Below are 16138 nucleotides of genomic sequence, written 5' to 3' on the forward strand. Positions count from 1 at the left end.
TGAAAATCAGTATGCCCCCGCCGTTCATACTTTTCCAGAAAAAATCATACCGGGTTATTGATCGGGCGCAATTAACCGCCAAAAACCCGGCGGGCACATTTGCAAGCCCGGCGCCCATAGTGAACATCCGCCGGCGGTTTTATGCGTGCTTATGGGCGTGCTTATGGGGATGTCGATGACCCTGCTCGCGATCGCCCGCGCGGCCATGCTCTGCCGTCATAGCGGCATGGACGGTAATTTTTTTGGCGTCGCGCGCGGCGGGCGCGTCCAGCGGAACCAGGTTAATGCTGCCGTGGCGCACCCCGGTCTGGGCGATCACCGACTGGGCAAAATCGGTTAGTACTCCCAGCGGGCCGCGCAGGATGGCGGTTTCGACGCACTCGTCATGGCTGAGATGGGCATGCATGGTGGACACGGTCAATTCATGGTGGTCGTGCTGCAGTTCGGTCAGGCGCGTGGCCAGCTGTCGCTCATGGTGATCGTAAACGTAGCTGAGCACCGCGATAAACGGCGCCTCGGGGTCGGCGGCGGCCGCCTGCTGGCCCAGGTCGCGCCGCAGCATGTCGCGGAACGCCTCCGAGCGGCTGCTGTAGCCGCGCAGGCGCATCAGTTCGTCCAGCTCGGCCGCCAGCCGATCGTCGAGGGAAATGGTTAATCGCTGCATAGGGCATCCTGGCTATGTGGCAAAGCCGTAGTGTGGAACATTTTTGCCATAAAGCATAGGGCCAGCCGGCAAGGGAGCAAATGGAATCTGCCAATCCAATACCGCCGGTTGGCGATGCGCCGTTTTGTCATTGAGCTTGGTGACCGTCTGAATGGTCACCTTTGAACGGGCGGCGATTACATGGCTTTCTTGGCAGGGTCGGATTGAACCCTGTCATCGAAATCAATATAGAGTCTATTTGGTATAAACTTCTTGTAGTCCTGTGCAAATTCCTTGGCTTCGTCGGATAGCGGGTTGCCCTTCAAACGTATTTCAGGGAAGCTAGGCAAGTTCTTGAGATCTGGCGGAAGACTGACCAGCTTATTATTCTCTAAATTTATAATTATTAAATGGGTTGATTTGCATAGGCTTTCGGGCAGGTGGGTGATTTGATTATTATCAACGCGAATCCATTCCATCTTTTCCGGCCAATTTTCCGACATTTCTGTAAGGCAATTATCATTAGCTTGAAAATCAGTTAGGGATTCTGGCTTATTTTCTGATAGTTTTGTTAGGTGATTATGCGATACCTCCACCCTGGTTATGTTGTCAGACAGCGGTGGCAGCTCGGTGAGGTGATTATTGTTGAGGATTAATACAGTGCAGGAAGGTGGCAGACCAGCAGGCAGTGTGCGCAGGTTGAGTCCAGCCAGCTCGAGTTTTTCGGCGTTTCTGTCCACGCAATCCTTCATTATTTTAACCGCCGTCTGGCGGTCTTCTCCCGGCACGGCTTTTTTTTCCCACGCATTCCATTTCTGGAATAATATTTCATCAGACGATTTAATCGGGCGCGGGGAATTGATAGGAATCTGATACCCTTGTAAATTTGGATTGAGGCTTGTTGAGTTAATCATGCATATTAATCCTTTTGAAAATAAATATATCTCTTGACAGAGATATGGGATGGATACGTGCATATTTTATTATGCGCAAAAAGGCAGTATTGCGGAGATCATTATAAATAGCGTGCTGATCTGCTACTCTCGCCACCGCTTACCCCGAATTTCCCCAGGCGCGGCCTGGTTCTTCCAATCACCCAAATCGATCAGGCATCTCCGTGACTCCTGGCGGTTTCCGATGTCTCCGCCAAACGGGCATCGATATGGCCATCACCCGTGATAATCAATGAGGCAGGGTTGGAATAACGATTTATCGGGATCATGGTTATATTGATAACTTATCGTAAATAATAAATTTTAATAAGCATAAGCAATGCTTGGCAGCAAAGCCAGCTCATTTTATTTTTCAGCCATAATACACCTTCTTGGTTTACTACTTATTGAATGTTTTTCTGCGGCGAAGGCATCTTCTATTAATAAATTTAATTTCCTATTAAATTCTTTTAGCTAGGTTACATACCGCGCGGCTCGGCACCGTGTCCGGATTATTCATGTCGAGATCGAGATTATCAAGAGAGGATGGCCGCTTATCAGGTAATCTGTTTATCATATAAACACCTGCGATAGGGGGCTTCTTTCATTTCAACACTGCTTGGCTGCGATATTCACCGGGACAGGCGTGGCTCGCCCAGTCATCCCACGCCGCGTGAAAATGGCGGGGCTATTGATATGGTGAAGTCGCCATCAGATAGTCACCAACCCGCGCACCCCGTCCGTTTCCATATCGGCGCCAAGACCGCGCTGCACGATTTGGCCGCGCGACATCACCAGATAACTGTCCGCCAGGGCGGCGGCGAAATCATAAAACTGCTCCACCAGCAAAATCGCCATATCGCCGCGCGCCGCCAGGGTCTTGATCACCACGCCGATCTCCTTGATAACCGACGGCTGGATACCCTCGGTCGGCTCGTCGAGGATCAGCAACTGCGGCTGGCATGCCAGCGCGCGCGCAATGGCCAACTGTTGCTGCTGGCCGCCGGACAGATCGCCGCCGCGCCGGTTTTTCATCTGCTCCAGCACCGGGAACAGCTCGTAGACCTGGGCCGGCGGGTGTTTGGCGCGCGCGCCGGAAAAGCGCGACAGGCCCAGCAGGATATTCTCTTCCACCGTCATGCGCGGGAAAATTTCCCGTCCCTGCGGCACATAGGCGATGCCGGCCTGCACCCGCTGGTGAGGCCGGCGCTGGTTGATCAACTGCCCCTGCCAGCGGATGCGGCCGGTTTTGGCCGGCAGCAGGCCCATCAGGCATTTGAGCAGCGTGGTCTTGCCCACGCCGTTGCGCCCGAGCAGGCAGGTAACCTGCCCTATCTGCGCCTCGAACGACAGGCCGCGCAGGATATGGCTGCCGCCGTAGAACTGGTTTAACTCTTCCACCTGTAGCATCATCTTTCTCCCGCGTAATGCGAAATAATCCGTTTCTCACCGTCCCAGATAGACTTCAATTACCTGCTCGTTGGCCTGCACATCGCGCAGCGATCCCTCGGCCAGTACCTGTCCCTGGTGCAATACGGTGACATGATCGGCAATGGTTTCCACAAAACCCATATCGTGTTCCACCACCATCAGCGAGTGCTTACCCGCAAGCGAGCGGAACAGCTCGGCGGTATAGGCGGTCTCGGCATCGGTCATGCCGGCGGCCGGTTCGTCGAGCAGCAGCAGATGCGGATCCTGCACCAGCAGCATGCCGATTTCGAGAAACTGCTTTTGCCCGTGGGACAACAGACCCGCCGGACGCCGGCGCAGCTGGCCGAGGCGCAGGGTGGCGAGCATGGCGTCGATGCGATCGCGCTGTTCGTCGCTCAGCGTATTGCGCAGGCAGGCCCAGACGGATTTATCGGTCTTCAGCGCCAGCTCCAGGTTTTCAAATACCGTCAAGGCCTCGAACACCGTCGGCTTCTGGAATTTACGGCCGATGCCGGCCTGGGCGATTTGCACCGGGTTAAGCCGGGTCAGGTCGGTGTGCCGATCGTAAATGGCGCTGCCGCTTTGCGGACGGGTTTTGCCGGTGATGACATCCATCAAGGTGGTTTTGCCCGCGCCGTTGGGGCCGATAACGCAGCGCAGCTCGCCCACGCCGATCTGCAGCGACAGGTTGGTCAGGGCGCGGAAACCGTCGAAGCTGACGTTAATGTTTTCCAGCGCCAGCACCGGATCGAACCGGCGGCGACGGGCGTCGGAGGGATGGCTTTGCGTCAGCAGTTCATCCCGGCCGGAAAGGGCATTCATCAGCTTTTCCTCCCGCGCAGCAGGCCGATCACGCCCTGCGGCAACAGCAGCGTGACCAGGATAAACATCAGTCCCAGGAACAATTGCCAGTACTCCGGCATCGCCATGGTGAACCAGCTCTTGGCGCCGTTGACGATGCCGGCGCCGAGCAGCGGCCCGATTAGCGTGCCGCGGCCGCCCAGCGCCACCCAGATCGCCGCCTCGATGGAATTGGTCGGCGACATTTCACCCGGATTGATAATGCCCACCTGCGGCACGTACAGCGCGCCGGCCAGGCCGCACAGCACCGCCGACAGCGTCCAGACAAACAGCTTGAACCCCTTGGGATCGTAGCCGCAGAAAATCAACCGGTTTTCCGCATCGCGCACCGCCGTCAGCACCCGGCCGAATTTACTGCGCGCCAGGGCGAAGCCCAGCAGCAGGCTCGCCGCCAGCAGCAGTACGGTCATCAGGAACAGGCCCACGCGGGTGGCGGTGGCGGTGACCGAAAACCCCAACAGGGTGGTAAACCCGGTAAAGCCGTTATTGCCGCCGAAGCCGGTTTCATTACGAAAAAACAGCAGCATCGCGGCGTAGGTCAGCGCCTGGGTCATAATGGAAAAATAGACCCCCTTGATTTTGGAGCGAAAGGAAAAATAGCCGAAAACAAACGCCAGCAGACCGGGGGCCAGCACGATCAGGCACAGCGCCCAGGCGAAGTGCTGGGTGCCGGCCCAGAACCAGGGCAACTCGCTCCAGGATAAAAAGGACATAAAGGCCGGCAGGCCGGCTCCCGCCGCCTGGCGCATCAGGTACATGCCCATGGCGTAGCCGCCGAGGGCAAAAAACAGTCCGTGCCCAAGGGACAGCAGCCCGGCATATCCCCAGACCAGATCCAGCGCGATGGCGACCACCGCGTAGCAGAGGATCTTGCCCACCAGGGTCAGGGTATAGGTGGAGATATTCAGCGGATGCGCGGCGGGCAGCAGGGCCAGCAGCGGCAGGGCAACCAGCGCGATAAATGCCAGCAGGCCCAGCGCCATGGCGGCGCGGGGCGCCTTTTGCAGGCCGGTAAGGGATAAAGGTTGGCTCATCAGTCGATTACCCTGCCTTTGACGGCGAACAGCCCTTGCGGACGTTTTTGAATAAACAGCACGATTAACGCCAGGATCAGGATCTTGCCCAGCACGGCGCCGATTTCAGGCTCGAGGATTTTATTGACGATCCCCAAGCCAAACGCCGCCGCCACGGTGCCCGCCAGTTGGCCGACCCCGCCCAGCACCACCACCAGGAACGAGTCGATAATGTATCCTTGCCCCAGTTCGGGACCGACGTTGCCGAGCTGTGACAACGCCACGCCGCCAAGGCCGGCAATGCCTGAGCCCAGGCCGAAGGCCAGCATATCCACCCGGCCGGTGGGCACGCCGCAGCAGGCGGCCATGGCCCGGTTCTGGGTTACCGCGCGGATATTCATGCCCAGCCGGGTTTTATTCAGCAGCAGCCAGCACAGCGCCAGCACGCACAGCACGAACAAGATCACCGCGAGGCGGTTATAGGGCAATACCAGGTTAGGCAGCAGCCGGATGCCGCCGGAAAGCCAGCCAGGGTTGGCTACGCCGACGTTTTGCGCGCCGAACAGCATGCGCACTCCCTGGATCAGCACCAGGCTGATGCCCCAGGTCGCCAGCAGGGTTTCCAGCGGACGGCCGTATAAATGACGGATCACGGTACGCTCAAGCATCATGCCGATGATGCCGGTGACAGTGAAGGCCACCGGCAGGGCCAGCAGCGGGTAAAACGGCAGCAGCCTGGGCGTGTATTGCTCCATCATTTGCTGCACCAGGTAGGTCGAATAGGCGCCCAGCATCAGCATCTCGCCGTGCGCCATGTTGATCACTCCCAGCAGACCGTAGGTGATGGCCAGTCCCAGCGCCGCCAGCAGTAAAATGGAACCCAGGGACAGCCCGGTAAAGGCCTGGCCGAGCAGATCGCCTATCATCAGCCGGCGCTGCACCTGCTTGAGGCTGCCCAGCGCCGCCGCGCGCACCTGCGCGTCGGGTTCGGTTTTTTCAAGCGTAAGCGCTTGCAAACGTACCTGGATATCGGGATCGCCCGATTCGCCGAGCAGCGTGACCGCCTGCAGCCGTACCTCCGCACGGGGATCGTTAAGCTGGAGGTTGGCGAGCGCTATCAATAAAGCGCCGTGTACCGCCGGATCTTTTTCCAAGGGCAGCCGGGCCTGGAGCAGCGGCAACTGGTCGGCCTGGGCTTCGCGCCGGAGCGCGTCGGCCGCCTGTAGCCTGACCTTGGCATCCTCGCTGACCAATTGATGGATGGACAGGGCATTGGCGATAAGATTGCGCAGGCGGTTGTTCAGCCAGATCTTCTTGACGCCCCCGGCGGGCGCGGCGGCGCCTTCCATCGGCGTCAGCGTCGCGCCCTGCTGGATAAAGGGCTTGCCGGCCTCGTCAACCACCATGGTTTCCTGACGCAAGGCCTGCAACAGCGGCAGGCGGGCGGCGTCCGGGGCGCTTGACCATTGTTGCAGCAGTTTGGCCCGATCGGCGCGGCTGGCCGCGGCAAAGTCGGCGGCGGGTCCGGCCATGGCCCGGGCCGGCAGGCATAGGATCGCCATCAGGCCGACCCCTCGCAGTAATAGAGTTAGATAACGCATATATTTCACCCTGTGGGGCGCCAAGGACCGATGGCGCATGCGGCCGGGCGGCCTGTCATCGGGAACCGGGCGGCCGGCGCCGGGTAGGCCCCTTCGGCATGGCTGCCCGCCGATTGGCTGTTTAGCCCAAACGCGGCGGGCAGAGTAACGAGCTACTCGGCGCTTTTCACCGGATGGTCCGGTTTTTTGTCATTGCCGGGGATAAACGGACTCCAGGGCTGCGCGCGCACCGGCCCTTCGGTCTGCCATACCACGTTAAACTGGCCGTCGGACTCAATCTCGCCAATCATCACCGGCTTATGCAGGTGATGGTTGGTCTGGTCCATGGTCAGGGTAAAGCCGGACGGGGCGGCGAAGGTTTGTCCCGCCATCGCCGCGCGCACCTTATCCACATCGGTGGACTTGGCCTTTTCGACCGCCTGCGCCCACATATGGATGCCGACATAGGTGGCTTCCATCGGATCGTTGGTGACCACGGTATCGGCGTTGGGCAGATTGTGCGACTTGGCATAGGTTTTCCACTGGGCGACAAATTTCTTATTGGCCGGATTGTCCACCGATTGGAAATAGTTCCAGGCCGCCAGGTTGCCGACCAGCGGCTTGGTATCGATGCCGCGCAGCTCTTCCTCGCCTACCGAGAAGGCAATAACCGGCACATCGGTCGCCTTGATGCCCTGATTGGCCAGCTCTTTATAGAAAGGCACGTTGGAGTCGCCGTTGATGGTGGAGATCACCGCGGTTTTGCCGCCGGCGGAGAATTTCTTGATATTGGCGACGATGGTCTGGTAATCGCTATAACCGAACGGGGTGTAGACTTCTTCGATATCCTTGTCCGCCACGCCTTTTGAATGCAGGAAGGCCCGCAGGATCTTATTGGTGGTGCGCGGATAAACATAGTCGGTGCCGAGCAGGAAGAAACGCCTGGCGCCGCCGCCGTCTTCGCTCATCAGGTATTCCACCGCCGGGATGGCCTGCTGGTTAGGGGCCGCGCCGGTATAAAAGACGTTGGGCGACATTTCTTCGCCTTCATACTGCACCGGGTAAAACAGCAGGCCGTTCAACTCTTCAAAGACCGGCAGCACCGATTTGCGCGATACCGACGTCCAGCAGCCGAACACCACCGCCACCTTGTCCTGGGTTAACAATTGCCGGGCTTTTTCCGCGAACAACGGCCAGTTCGACGCCGGATCCACCACCACGGGTTCCAGCTTTTTGCCCAGCACGCCGCCCTGGGCATTGATTTCGTCGATGGTCATCAGGGCCACGTCTTTTAACGGGGTTTCCGAGATAGCCATGGTGCCGGATAAGGAATGCATCACGCCGACCTTGATGGTATCGGCAGCCAGCGCGCCCCAGCTGATTCCCATGCCGATAAACGTGGCGGAAAGGGCGAAGGCTTTTAGTAACTTACGTCGTTGCATACAATTCACTCCTGAATTTATGAGTATTAACAATGACCGGCGGACTGAATGGCCCAAGCAATCCCCGTGCCAGCTGCGGCATAACGGGCCGGCCGCACTTACCGGCTTCTTTGCCGCCGTGCCGGCGCGTTTTCCGCACTAAAAACGGGCGCCTGCGCGGCATTAGGGGGCGAATTGCTGGTTTTTTAGTCCGCCAGGGCCTGGGTTGGGGGGGTTTGGGGCACTAACGGGGCAGGGCGGCTCGCCAAAATTGTGCATGCCGGTGAGTCAGGCGAGATGCCGGAGCCACGCCGGTCGGGAATGGCGCACGGCGCCGCGCTGTTTTCCGTGTCTTCCGCTCTATTTATGAACAGACTACTGGCGCGTTTGATTAGTGGAGCTAAACTGAATAAGTAATTCGATAATAAATATTTGTATTTTTTTCTAATAGGTCGTCACTGTTTGAGAGGTGAATTATGGCTGATTTACATGACAATTACCTGGACTGGCTGCGTGACGCGCACGCCATGGAAGAGCAGGCGGAGAGCATGCTGAAAGGCATGGCGGGACGTCTGGAACACTACCCGGCGCTGAAGGCCCGGATCAAACTGCATATCGATGAAACCATCGAGCAGCAGCGCTTAGTGGAAAGCGTAATCAAACGTTATGATTCATCCAGCTCCACGTTTAAGGATATGGCGGGGAAAGTGGCCGCCATGGGGCAGGCGATGGGCGGCATGTTTGCCAGCGACGAAGTGATCAAAGGCGGCATCAGCGGCTATACTTTCGAAAATTTTGAAATCGCCTCCTATACCGCGCTTATCGCCGCGGCGCAGGCGGTCGGGGATGTCGAGGGGGAGCGTATTTTCGAGCAGATCCTGGCGCAGGAGAAAGCGATGGCCGCCTGGCTGCTGGAGCACCTGCCGGAAACCACCCGGCAGTTCCTGGCACGTTCGCAGGCGCCGCACACGGAAGCTAAAAAATAGTCCATTAGCCCAGGAAGTGAGCTATCGCACGCCCGGCTATAAGCCTGGCCCGATATTGTTAACCAGAAAATTGCTTAATTCTTGTATTTACCTAACCCGGCGTAAGTATGCCCGCTTCCTTATATTGTCAGAAATATATCGCAGCTGCCGTCGTTATAAAATACCGCTGAAATAATGCGATAAAACGCAAAAACCCGGCAACTAAAAGCCGGGATTTTTGTGCGATAAATATAAATTAAAAAATAGCGTGGCGCCTAGAAGTACGGGAATAACTTTATAGATTTTATAGTGCGCTTAAGTCGTGAACATGATGGTAATAATTATTTTTTACCGGCGTCGGCGTTGACTTTAATACTGGCCAGCTTGGATAATTTGATGTCGGTATCTTTTTCTTCCTGCAGCGTTTCGGCCAGCAGGGTTTTTGCCTCGGCGTAGCCCAGCAGCCCGGCAAGGGTAGCCAATGTGCCATAAGTGGCAATTTCATAATGTTCTACTTTTTGGGCCGCGGCGATCAGGCCGGCATCACGAACCGGGCCTTTTTCCACCTCATCGATAATTTCCTGGCCTTCTTCCGCCAACCCTTCCATTGCCAGACATTTCATGCGCTTAATCTTGACATTGGGCGTTACTTCCACCAATTTATCAATACGCTCGATTTGTCCATGGGTCTGTTCCAAATGCAGTTTGAAACCGTCAATCAGCTGGGGATCGGTCGCGGCCCTGGCCATTTTCGGCAAGGCGCGGGTGATTTGTTTCTCGGCGCTGTAGACATCCGAAAGGGCATGGATAAACAGGTCTTCAAGGGTCTTGATATTCATCGGGATCACCATAAAAAGTTGTGAGATTATAATTTGTAAACAGTGGCTAATAGCTAGTCAACTGATAATAATAACTCTAGTCTACCGTGGCCAATAAAACAAACTGCGCGCCCTGGTTAGGTCAATATTGTTGAACAGATTTCCTGTTATGATTGGTTTCAATTAGTTAGCGAGGAGGCTTTTGTAATATATATCCTGGCGGGCAATAAAAAATAGTGGCATTTAACAGAATAACTACCGTGGATAAAAATGATAATATGTTCTAGCGGTTTTGCGCGCGTGGGAGCGGCGGGATAAAATAAATTAATTCCCCCCGGCGCGAAGCTGGGGGGTACAGAGGCGTCGGTAAAAAGGCATGGCCTTCCGGCTAGAATAATTCGCCTAATGCCGCAGGGCTGAAATCAGCCATGTTCCCGGTGTCGCCGGCGCGTATCTTGGCCACCCAGCGCGGGTCGCTTATCAGCGCCCTGCCGACGGCGATAAGATCAAACTCGTTGCGTTCCAGCCGCCGGATCAGATTATCCAGTCCGACGGGACTTGAACTTTCCCCGCCAAAGCTATCGATAAAATCTCCCGACAAGCCGACGGAACCGACGCTAATGGTGGCCGCACCGGTCAATTTCTTGGCCCAGCCGGCGAAGTTTAGCCCGTTTTCCCCGTCCTGTTCCGGAAACTCCGGCTCCCAGAAGCGCCGCTGCGAGCAATGCAGCACATCCGCGCCCGCGTCCACCAGCGGCGCCAGCCAGTCGGCCATGGCGTCCGGGGTTTCCGCCAGCCTGGCGGTGTATTCCTGCTGCTTCCACTGGCTTACCCGCAGGATGATCGGATACTCCGGCCCGACCGCCGCGCGCATTTCCTTTAATACCCCGGCGGCAAAACGGGCGCGTTCTTTGATCGTGGCGCCGCCGAAACGATCCTTACGCAGGTTGGTGCCGGACCAGAAGAACTGATCTATCAGATAGCCATGGGCGCCATGGATTTCAAAGGTATCGAAGCCCAACCGCTTGGCATCGGCCGCCGCGCGGCCATAGGCGGCCACTGTGTCGGCTATGGCCTCGTCGCTCATGATTTCACCCCGGGGCACGCCCGGCGCGGCCAGCCCCGAGGGACTTTCCACCGGTACATCAGGCACCCATTCGGTCTGGAAGCTGGCTACCGCCCCCACATGCCAGAGCTGCGGCCCCATTTTACCGCCGGCGGCATGGACTTCATCGATTACCCGCCGCCAGCCCGCCAGCGCCTCTTTGCCGTGGAAGAACGGCACGTTCGGATCATTTCGGGCCGCCGGACGGTCGATCACCGTACCCTCGGAAAGGATCAGCCCCACGTCTGCCTCGGCGCGTCGGCGGTAATAGGCGGCAACATTTTTTCCCGGCACGCCTTCCGGCGAGAAAGAGCGGGTCATGGGGGCCATGACGATGCGGTTTTTTAATGACAGGGTTTTTATCCGGAAAGGCTGGAACAGGATGTCGATGCTTGGTGCATTCATAGATTGAATCTCAGGTTAACGATAAGGATTTGATGGTATATTATGTATACCGAGAGTCAATCAGGCACTTTAACGCTACCAGGTAACCAAGAGGAAACCGCCATGCCGGGAGACCAACACGCCGGGGGCAGCGCGGCGCAAATCGCCATGTCCGATGATCCGCGTCCCGCGGACCTTACGGTGGACACCGCCATGCCGGAGGCGCAAGACTTCATGGGCTGCCCCGGAGGAACCGCCGCGCCGGACGGTCATTATCCTGTTTTTAGCGCGGCGGATTGCCCGAGCCGCCTGTTGCTCGATCAGATAGCGGATAAGTGGTCGGTGCTGATCCTTGCCGCCCTCTGCGCGGAGCCATTGCGTTTTAACGTCATCAAGCGCCGCCTTGACGGCATTACCCAAAAGGCGCTGACGCAGAGTTTACGGCGCCTGGAACGCAACGGCATCGTGGCGCGGCGCGTCATCACCGCCTCGCCCATCGCGGTGGAATATCGGATTACTCCCCTTGGGCACACCCTGAAGCAACCTTTTCAGGCGCTGTACGGTTGGACCGTCGATTACCTGCCCGAAGTGGAGCGCGCGCGCGCGGCATTCGACAGCAACTCGAATACCGGGGCGGGCAACCCCGGCTAGCCAAGGCCTGGGTATCAAGCGCGCCCGTTCAGGAGGCTAGCGGCATCTCCAGCGGCGTTTTACTCGGCTCGCCGCCGATTTCGCGCGTCAACCGGGGCACCAGGTAGCCGGAAACCTTGGTGAACAGCTCGCCGACGATGCCCCTGGCCTCGTCGTCGTCCAGCATAAAATGGGCCGCGCCCTTCACCTTATCCAGGGCAAAAAGATAGTATGGCAGGATGCCGACGTTAAACAGCCGGTCGCTTAGCGCCGCCAGGACACTGGCATTGTCATTGACGCCCCGCAGCAGCACGCTCTGGTTAAGCAGCGTTACCCCGGCATCGCGCAGCCGCGCCATGGCGCCGGCCACCTCCGCGTCGATTTCATTGGCGTGGTTGATATGCGTGACCATAACCGCCTGCAGCCGGGTGGCGGCGAGCATCCGGCACAACCGCGCGGTAATGCGCGCCGGTATCACCACGGCCAGCCTGCTGTGGATGCGTAAACGTTTGATATGCGGTATCGATTGCAGCTCGTCGGCCAGCCAGGCCAGTTCGTGATCCTTGGCCATCAGCGGATCGCCGCCGGAGAAAATGATTTCATCGATTTGCGGGTTAGCGCGGATATAGGCGATGGCATTACGCCAGTTGACCTTGTTGCCGTTGTTTTCAGAGTAGGGAAAATGGCGGCGAAAACAGTAGCGGCAATGGATGGCGCATCCTCCTTTCACCACTAACAATGCCCGGTTGTGATATTTATGCAGCAGGCCCGGCAGCACGCCGTTATGTTCCTCAAGCGGATCGGTGGTAAAGCCCGGCGTTTCGATAAACTCCTCCGCCGCGGTGATCACCTGCCGCAGCAGCGGGTCATTTTCGTTGCCTGCCTCCATACGCTTAACAAAGCCGCGCGGGACCCGCAGCGGGAACAGGCGGCGCGCCTGCTTGCCCTGCCGCAGGCGGGGATGGTCGCTAAGTCCCAGCAATGATAATAATTCATCAGGATCTGAAATGGCCTCGGACAATTGTGTTTGCCAGTCGCTCGCAGGCGTTATTTCCTTGACAGGTATGTTGGCCATTTTTTCTTTATCTGTGAGCTGATTAATTGTTAGTGAGCGGGTTAATTAACTTTATCCTGATATATTAACCCGGCCTGATAAACGCACCGTGGCAATATTCATTGAAAATGCCGCAAAAACAAATGACAAGCTATGTTAATTTCCAGATAGCTTAGCATGTTTTTTTAGTTATAGAAACGAGTCTTCATCACAGGAATATATTAACCAGTCTCAAAACATATGAGTATGGTTCAATTTATTTATCAATATAAATTCCTATTTATTTACGACAGGGCTGAATTGCGGATGGCCATTACCCGCCTGCGGCATGTTGACCCAGGACAGCATTATCGGCCTATTTCTCCTGATGGGAATTGGTTTTGGCATGGCGGCGGCGGGTCCAGGCCTGGCTGATAACCTGCCGGTAAAAAGCCGCGTAGGAGTGGCAGTAATAGCGCATTTCCCCCTTCATTTGATGATGCACCCAGGCCAGTTGCTCCATGGGCAAAGAAGGCAGGGCATGGTGTTCCACATGATAATTATTGCCATTGGTAAACCAGCTTATTATCGGATGGGTATGGATGGTACGGGTATTGTCAAACACCCTGGCGCCGAATCTGTCGCAGCCATAGTGTTCGGGAAATTCAATCAGGCTGTGGACGGGCGCGGCGACAAAAAACAGCGGCACCAGCCAGCACTGGATAAAAATATCGCTGCCGGCCGCCAGGCTGCCGAGCGCGGCGGTAAAAAATACGCCGCCCATCAGAAGATATTCTTTGCGTATCATGGCCGCATCGCCGGCCGCAATTTTCAGCGGGAACGCGCGCCCTTTGCACGCATCCGTGAATTTGAGTAATTGACAATAAAAGTGAGGCAGCATAAAAATGTGTTTGACCTTATGCCGAAGCGGTGACCCGGAGGTCTTGTCATGCTTGAAAAATTCCTCGTCATCAGGCCTGCCAAGCGCCTGGTGGTGGAACAGATGGCTGTCCCGGTAGGCGGAATAGGAGACCAGCATCGGCAGCCCGAGCAGGAAGCCGGCGTAATGATTGGCTCGCCTGGAACGAAAGCCGGTATGGTGCAGCGCCTGGTGCTGCAGCTCGACGCCATGGGCAAAGGCCAGCCCCAGCAGCCCTTGGGGGAAAAGCCTGGGCAACCAGTGCTCAAGCGCCAGAATGCCGTATATGCATATTGCCATCCAGCCCATCCAAAATAAAAACTTAATTAAATAGATAACAAACCATTTAAATGGTTTGCTTTTATAATCCCTTAATATTGAATGTGTAAAGGTGTTTTTAAACATATAATATATCCTCCGGCGATTAATAATATTATGTTCTGGTCAAAATGATACCTAACGTATTTTGAGGTTAATAAAAATATCAACTGTATTGCTTTTATTTTATGGATCAAGAAAAACTCATATAACAATACATATTCACCTGCTGTCAATACGCTATAATAAAAATTATTTATCGATTATTTTTAATTAGTAGTTAATTGTGTTTAATTAAAATATTATAAAAGTATAAAAATAGTGCTAATTGACGAAAAATAGAGGTCGGGAACGACTGCGGGCAAGAGGGCAGGGCGAGGGGGGAATTCGCCGGAATTAGGGGCGTCTTCCGGCGAGCGGTTTGGCTCATTGATCTTTTTTGGGAATAATGGTGATTTTGCCATTTTGCTCCAGGATGGCATAGCGGATATGGTCTAAGTCCAGGATGCCGTCGGACTTGCGCGCGCTGGTCAGCAGGTCGTCATGGGAGATCTTGACCCGCTTAAGCCGCATTTCAAGCACCTTGCCGTCGTCCACCAGCAGCAGCGGCGGGCCGTCGGCCGCCAGCCAGACAATATGATATTTATCCTTGAGCCAGGAAAGAACTAAATCGAGGCCTATCAGGGTAACGATGGAAATCGTGGCGCCGATCGCTGAAAAATCTTCGCCCAGGATCGCCTGTTGGCAGGCTTCACTGATGATCAGCAATAAGATAAAATCAAAACTGTTCATCTCAAGCAACGTGCGCCTGCCTGAGATGCGAAATACGACGATAAGGATCAGGTAGATAAATGCCGCTCTTAATACCATGTCCATGCTGTTCTCCCTAGGGATAAACTAATTGGTTAAACGTTATTTTTTCATTATCGGAAAGCGTTATGGTATTAGTGAAATATCCCATTTTATTGGGCTTCAGTGTCATATAAATACTGTACCAGGTATCCTTTTTGCTGATGGGTTGGGTTAATGTCAGGGCCTTATCACTGATAAATGAGGTGTCCGGCAGGGGCTGGATAAATTCGATATCGTAATTATCCAGGAGATCGCCGCGAAAAACCGTCGTTAGCTGGTTCTCCTTGTTGATTTTTACCCGGATAATAAAATTGGTATCCGTGCTGTTGCGGGCAAAACGGTCATATTCGAGCCGCATGTTTCCGCTGGCCGATTGAGTGGACGCATTGCTGAGCACGCCCTGGGAAAACAGTCCCAGGCAGGCTGCGGCAATAAAGAGAAACAGCAGCAAAAAGCCAACTTTCTGCATTTTCCAGGCAAAAAGCTGAAAACGCATATTTTCCTTTACCGGGTAATGCCTGTTGCGATAGTCGTCGGGTATTTGCTTGTTATCCATCGCCGTTACCTCGAGAGCCGATAATTATAAGAAGATAACCGCGCTATCCTCACGTTTCACGTCCTGAAAAGTATAGGCGTAAAAATGCCATTGGCCGAAGATAATGCGCCATGGGCGACGCGCAACGGCGTGTCGGAAAATGTGCCTGGATCACATTTTTCCACGCCGGTGGCCACAATCGGGGATCGGGACATTAATCACGCTTTCCGGCAACCGGGCATCGCGGTAGGATATTGTCGGTGCCGAATGCGTTTCCCGCCCGCATGCCGGCGGGGGGCGCGCACCAGTCCGCCGTGCGCCTGTCGATAGTTTTCATAAGGATACCAGAATGGTCAATATCAAAGAGTTTATGCGTTTCTTTAAAGAAAAATTAACGCACCAGAATAACCTTGCCCCGCGCGATCCGGATATTGCCTCTTTGATTACCGCCCTGGGCGAGCAGGGTAATATCGTCGATGTCGATGCCTGCATCACCCGGCTGCGGGTCAAGGTCAAGGATTTGGGTAAGGTGAATACCGGCCAGATCCAGCATCTGGGCGCGCTCGGCGTCGTGGTTATCGGCCAGGAGGTCCAGGCGATTTTCGGCCGTCAGTCCGATAACCTGCGCCGTGAGCTGTCGGAACGTTTCGGCCTTGGCGACAGCCAGGAAAAATAATCCCCGCGGCTGATACCCTTAT

General features: G+C 55.7%; 16 protein-coding genes and 1 pseudogene. 3 read left to right on the top strand and 14 right to left on the bottom strand.

Annotation, left to right across the window (positions count from 1 at the left end; all coding sequences use genetic code 11):
- Positions 1 to 139: 139 nt before the first annotated feature.
- The 8 genes and pseudogenes from nikR to urtA form a co-directional block, all read right to left on the bottom strand.
- Positions 140 to 664, bottom strand: a complete 525-nt coding sequence (nikR, locus tag GRH90_RS14700; protein ID WP_162366714.1) for a nickel-responsive transcriptional regulator NikR — start codon at positions 662 to 664, stop codon at positions 140 to 142.
- Positions 665 to 840: 176 nt separating this feature from the next.
- Positions 841 to 1557 (bottom strand): leucine-rich repeat domain-containing protein, encoded by a 717-nt coding sequence (locus GRH90_RS14705; RefSeq protein ID WP_162366715.1) that lies wholly within the window; start codon positions 1555 to 1557, stop codon positions 841 to 843.
- A 622-nt stretch (positions 1558 to 2179) separates the two neighbouring features.
- Positions 2180 to 2254 (bottom strand): annotated as a pseudogene (locus GRH90_RS26700) (leucine-rich repeat domain-containing protein); the annotation flags it as partial.
- A 32-nt stretch (positions 2255 to 2286) separates the two neighbouring features.
- Positions 2287 to 2985 carry an urea ABC transporter ATP-binding subunit UrtE gene (gene urtE, locus GRH90_RS14715; RefSeq protein ID WP_162366855.1) on the bottom strand — a complete coding sequence of 233 codons (699 nt, stop codon included), beginning with the start codon at positions 2983 to 2985 and terminating at the stop codon, positions 2287 to 2289.
- A 36-nt stretch (positions 2986 to 3021) separates the two neighbouring features.
- Complete coding sequence (gene urtD, locus GRH90_RS14720) at positions 3022 to 3828, bottom strand: urea ABC transporter ATP-binding protein UrtD (RefSeq protein WP_162366716.1); 807 nt, start codon at positions 3826 to 3828, stop codon at positions 3022 to 3024.
- The gene (urtC, locus tag GRH90_RS14725; RefSeq protein ID WP_162366717.1) at positions 3828 to 4901 is read right to left on the bottom strand and encodes an urea ABC transporter permease subunit UrtC; all 1074 of its coding nucleotides are present in this window, start codon (positions 4899 to 4901) and stop codon (positions 3828 to 3830) included. Before urtC ends, urtD begins: the two co-directional genes overlap by 1 nt.
- Positions 4901 to 6442 (bottom strand): urea ABC transporter permease subunit UrtB, encoded by a 1542-nt coding sequence (gene urtB, locus GRH90_RS14730; protein ID WP_246236076.1) that lies wholly within the window; start codon positions 6440 to 6442, stop codon positions 4901 to 4903. The genes urtC and urtB overlap by 1 nt, the downstream gene beginning before the upstream one ends.
- A gap of 191 nt (positions 6443 to 6633) precedes the next feature.
- Complete coding sequence (gene urtA / locus GRH90_RS14735; protein ID WP_162366719.1) at positions 6634 to 7902, bottom strand: urea ABC transporter substrate-binding protein; 1269 nt, start codon at positions 7900 to 7902, stop codon at positions 6634 to 6636.
- A gap of 455 nt (positions 7903 to 8357) precedes the next feature.
- Here urtA and GRH90_RS14740 point away from each other — a divergent pair, with 455 nt between their 5' ends.
- Positions 8358 to 8867 carry a ferritin-like domain-containing protein gene (locus GRH90_RS14740; RefSeq protein ID WP_162366720.1) on the top strand — a complete coding sequence of 170 codons (510 nt, stop codon included), beginning with the start codon at positions 8358 to 8360 and terminating at the stop codon, positions 8865 to 8867.
- Between the two features lie 320 nt (positions 8868 to 9187).
- On the opposite strand, the gene GRH90_RS14745 is transcribed toward GRH90_RS14740, so the two are convergent.
- Together GRH90_RS14745 and GRH90_RS14750 are read right to left on the bottom strand one after the other, a co-directional pair.
- Entirely contained in the window at positions 9188 to 9685 is a 498-nt protein-coding gene (locus GRH90_RS14745; protein ID WP_162366721.1) for a YciE/YciF ferroxidase family protein, read from the bottom strand.
- A gap of 367 nt (positions 9686 to 10052) precedes the next feature.
- Positions 10053 to 11174 (bottom strand): NADH:flavin oxidoreductase, encoded by a 1122-nt coding sequence (locus tag GRH90_RS14750; RefSeq protein ID WP_162366722.1) that lies wholly within the window; start codon positions 11172 to 11174, stop codon positions 10053 to 10055.
- 213 nt (positions 11175 to 11387) lie between these two features.
- Here GRH90_RS14750 and GRH90_RS14755 point away from each other — a divergent pair, with 213 nt between their 5' ends.
- Complete coding sequence (locus GRH90_RS14755; RefSeq protein WP_162366856.1) at positions 11388 to 11804, top strand: winged helix-turn-helix transcriptional regulator; 417 nt, start codon at positions 11388 to 11390, stop codon at positions 11802 to 11804.
- A gap of 28 nt (positions 11805 to 11832) precedes the next feature.
- On the opposite strand, the gene epmB is transcribed toward GRH90_RS14755, so the two are convergent.
- From epmB to GRH90_RS14775, 4 genes are all read right to left on the bottom strand, one after another.
- Complete coding sequence (gene epmB / locus GRH90_RS14760) at positions 11833 to 12858, bottom strand: EF-P beta-lysylation protein EpmB (protein ID WP_162366723.1); 1026 nt, start codon at positions 12856 to 12858, stop codon at positions 11833 to 11835.
- A gap of 334 nt (positions 12859 to 13192) precedes the next feature.
- Entirely contained in the window at positions 13193 to 14035 is an 843-nt protein-coding gene (locus GRH90_RS14765) for a fatty acid desaturase (RefSeq protein ID WP_162366724.1), read from the bottom strand.
- Between the two features lie 444 nt (positions 14036 to 14479).
- Complete coding sequence (locus tag GRH90_RS14770) at positions 14480 to 14929, bottom strand: DUF421 domain-containing protein (RefSeq protein ID WP_162366725.1); 450 nt, start codon at positions 14927 to 14929, stop codon at positions 14480 to 14482.
- Positions 14930 to 14939: 10 nt separating this feature from the next.
- Positions 14940 to 15461 (bottom strand): hypothetical protein, encoded by a 522-nt coding sequence (locus tag GRH90_RS14775; RefSeq protein ID WP_162366726.1) that lies wholly within the window; start codon positions 15459 to 15461, stop codon positions 14940 to 14942.
- Positions 15462 to 15789: 328 nt separating this feature from the next.
- Here GRH90_RS14775 and GRH90_RS14780 point away from each other — a divergent pair, with 328 nt between their 5' ends.
- Positions 15790 to 16116, top strand: coding sequence for a glucose PTS transporter subunit EIIB (locus tag GRH90_RS14780; protein WP_162366727.1), 327 nt, complete (start codon positions 15790 to 15792; stop codon positions 16114 to 16116).
- Positions 16117 to 16138 lie beyond the last annotated feature (22 nt).

Source organism: Acerihabitans arboris (genome assembly GCF_010131535.1).
Lineage (GTDB): Bacteria > Pseudomonadota > Gammaproteobacteria > Enterobacterales > Enterobacteriaceae > Acerihabitans > Acerihabitans arboris.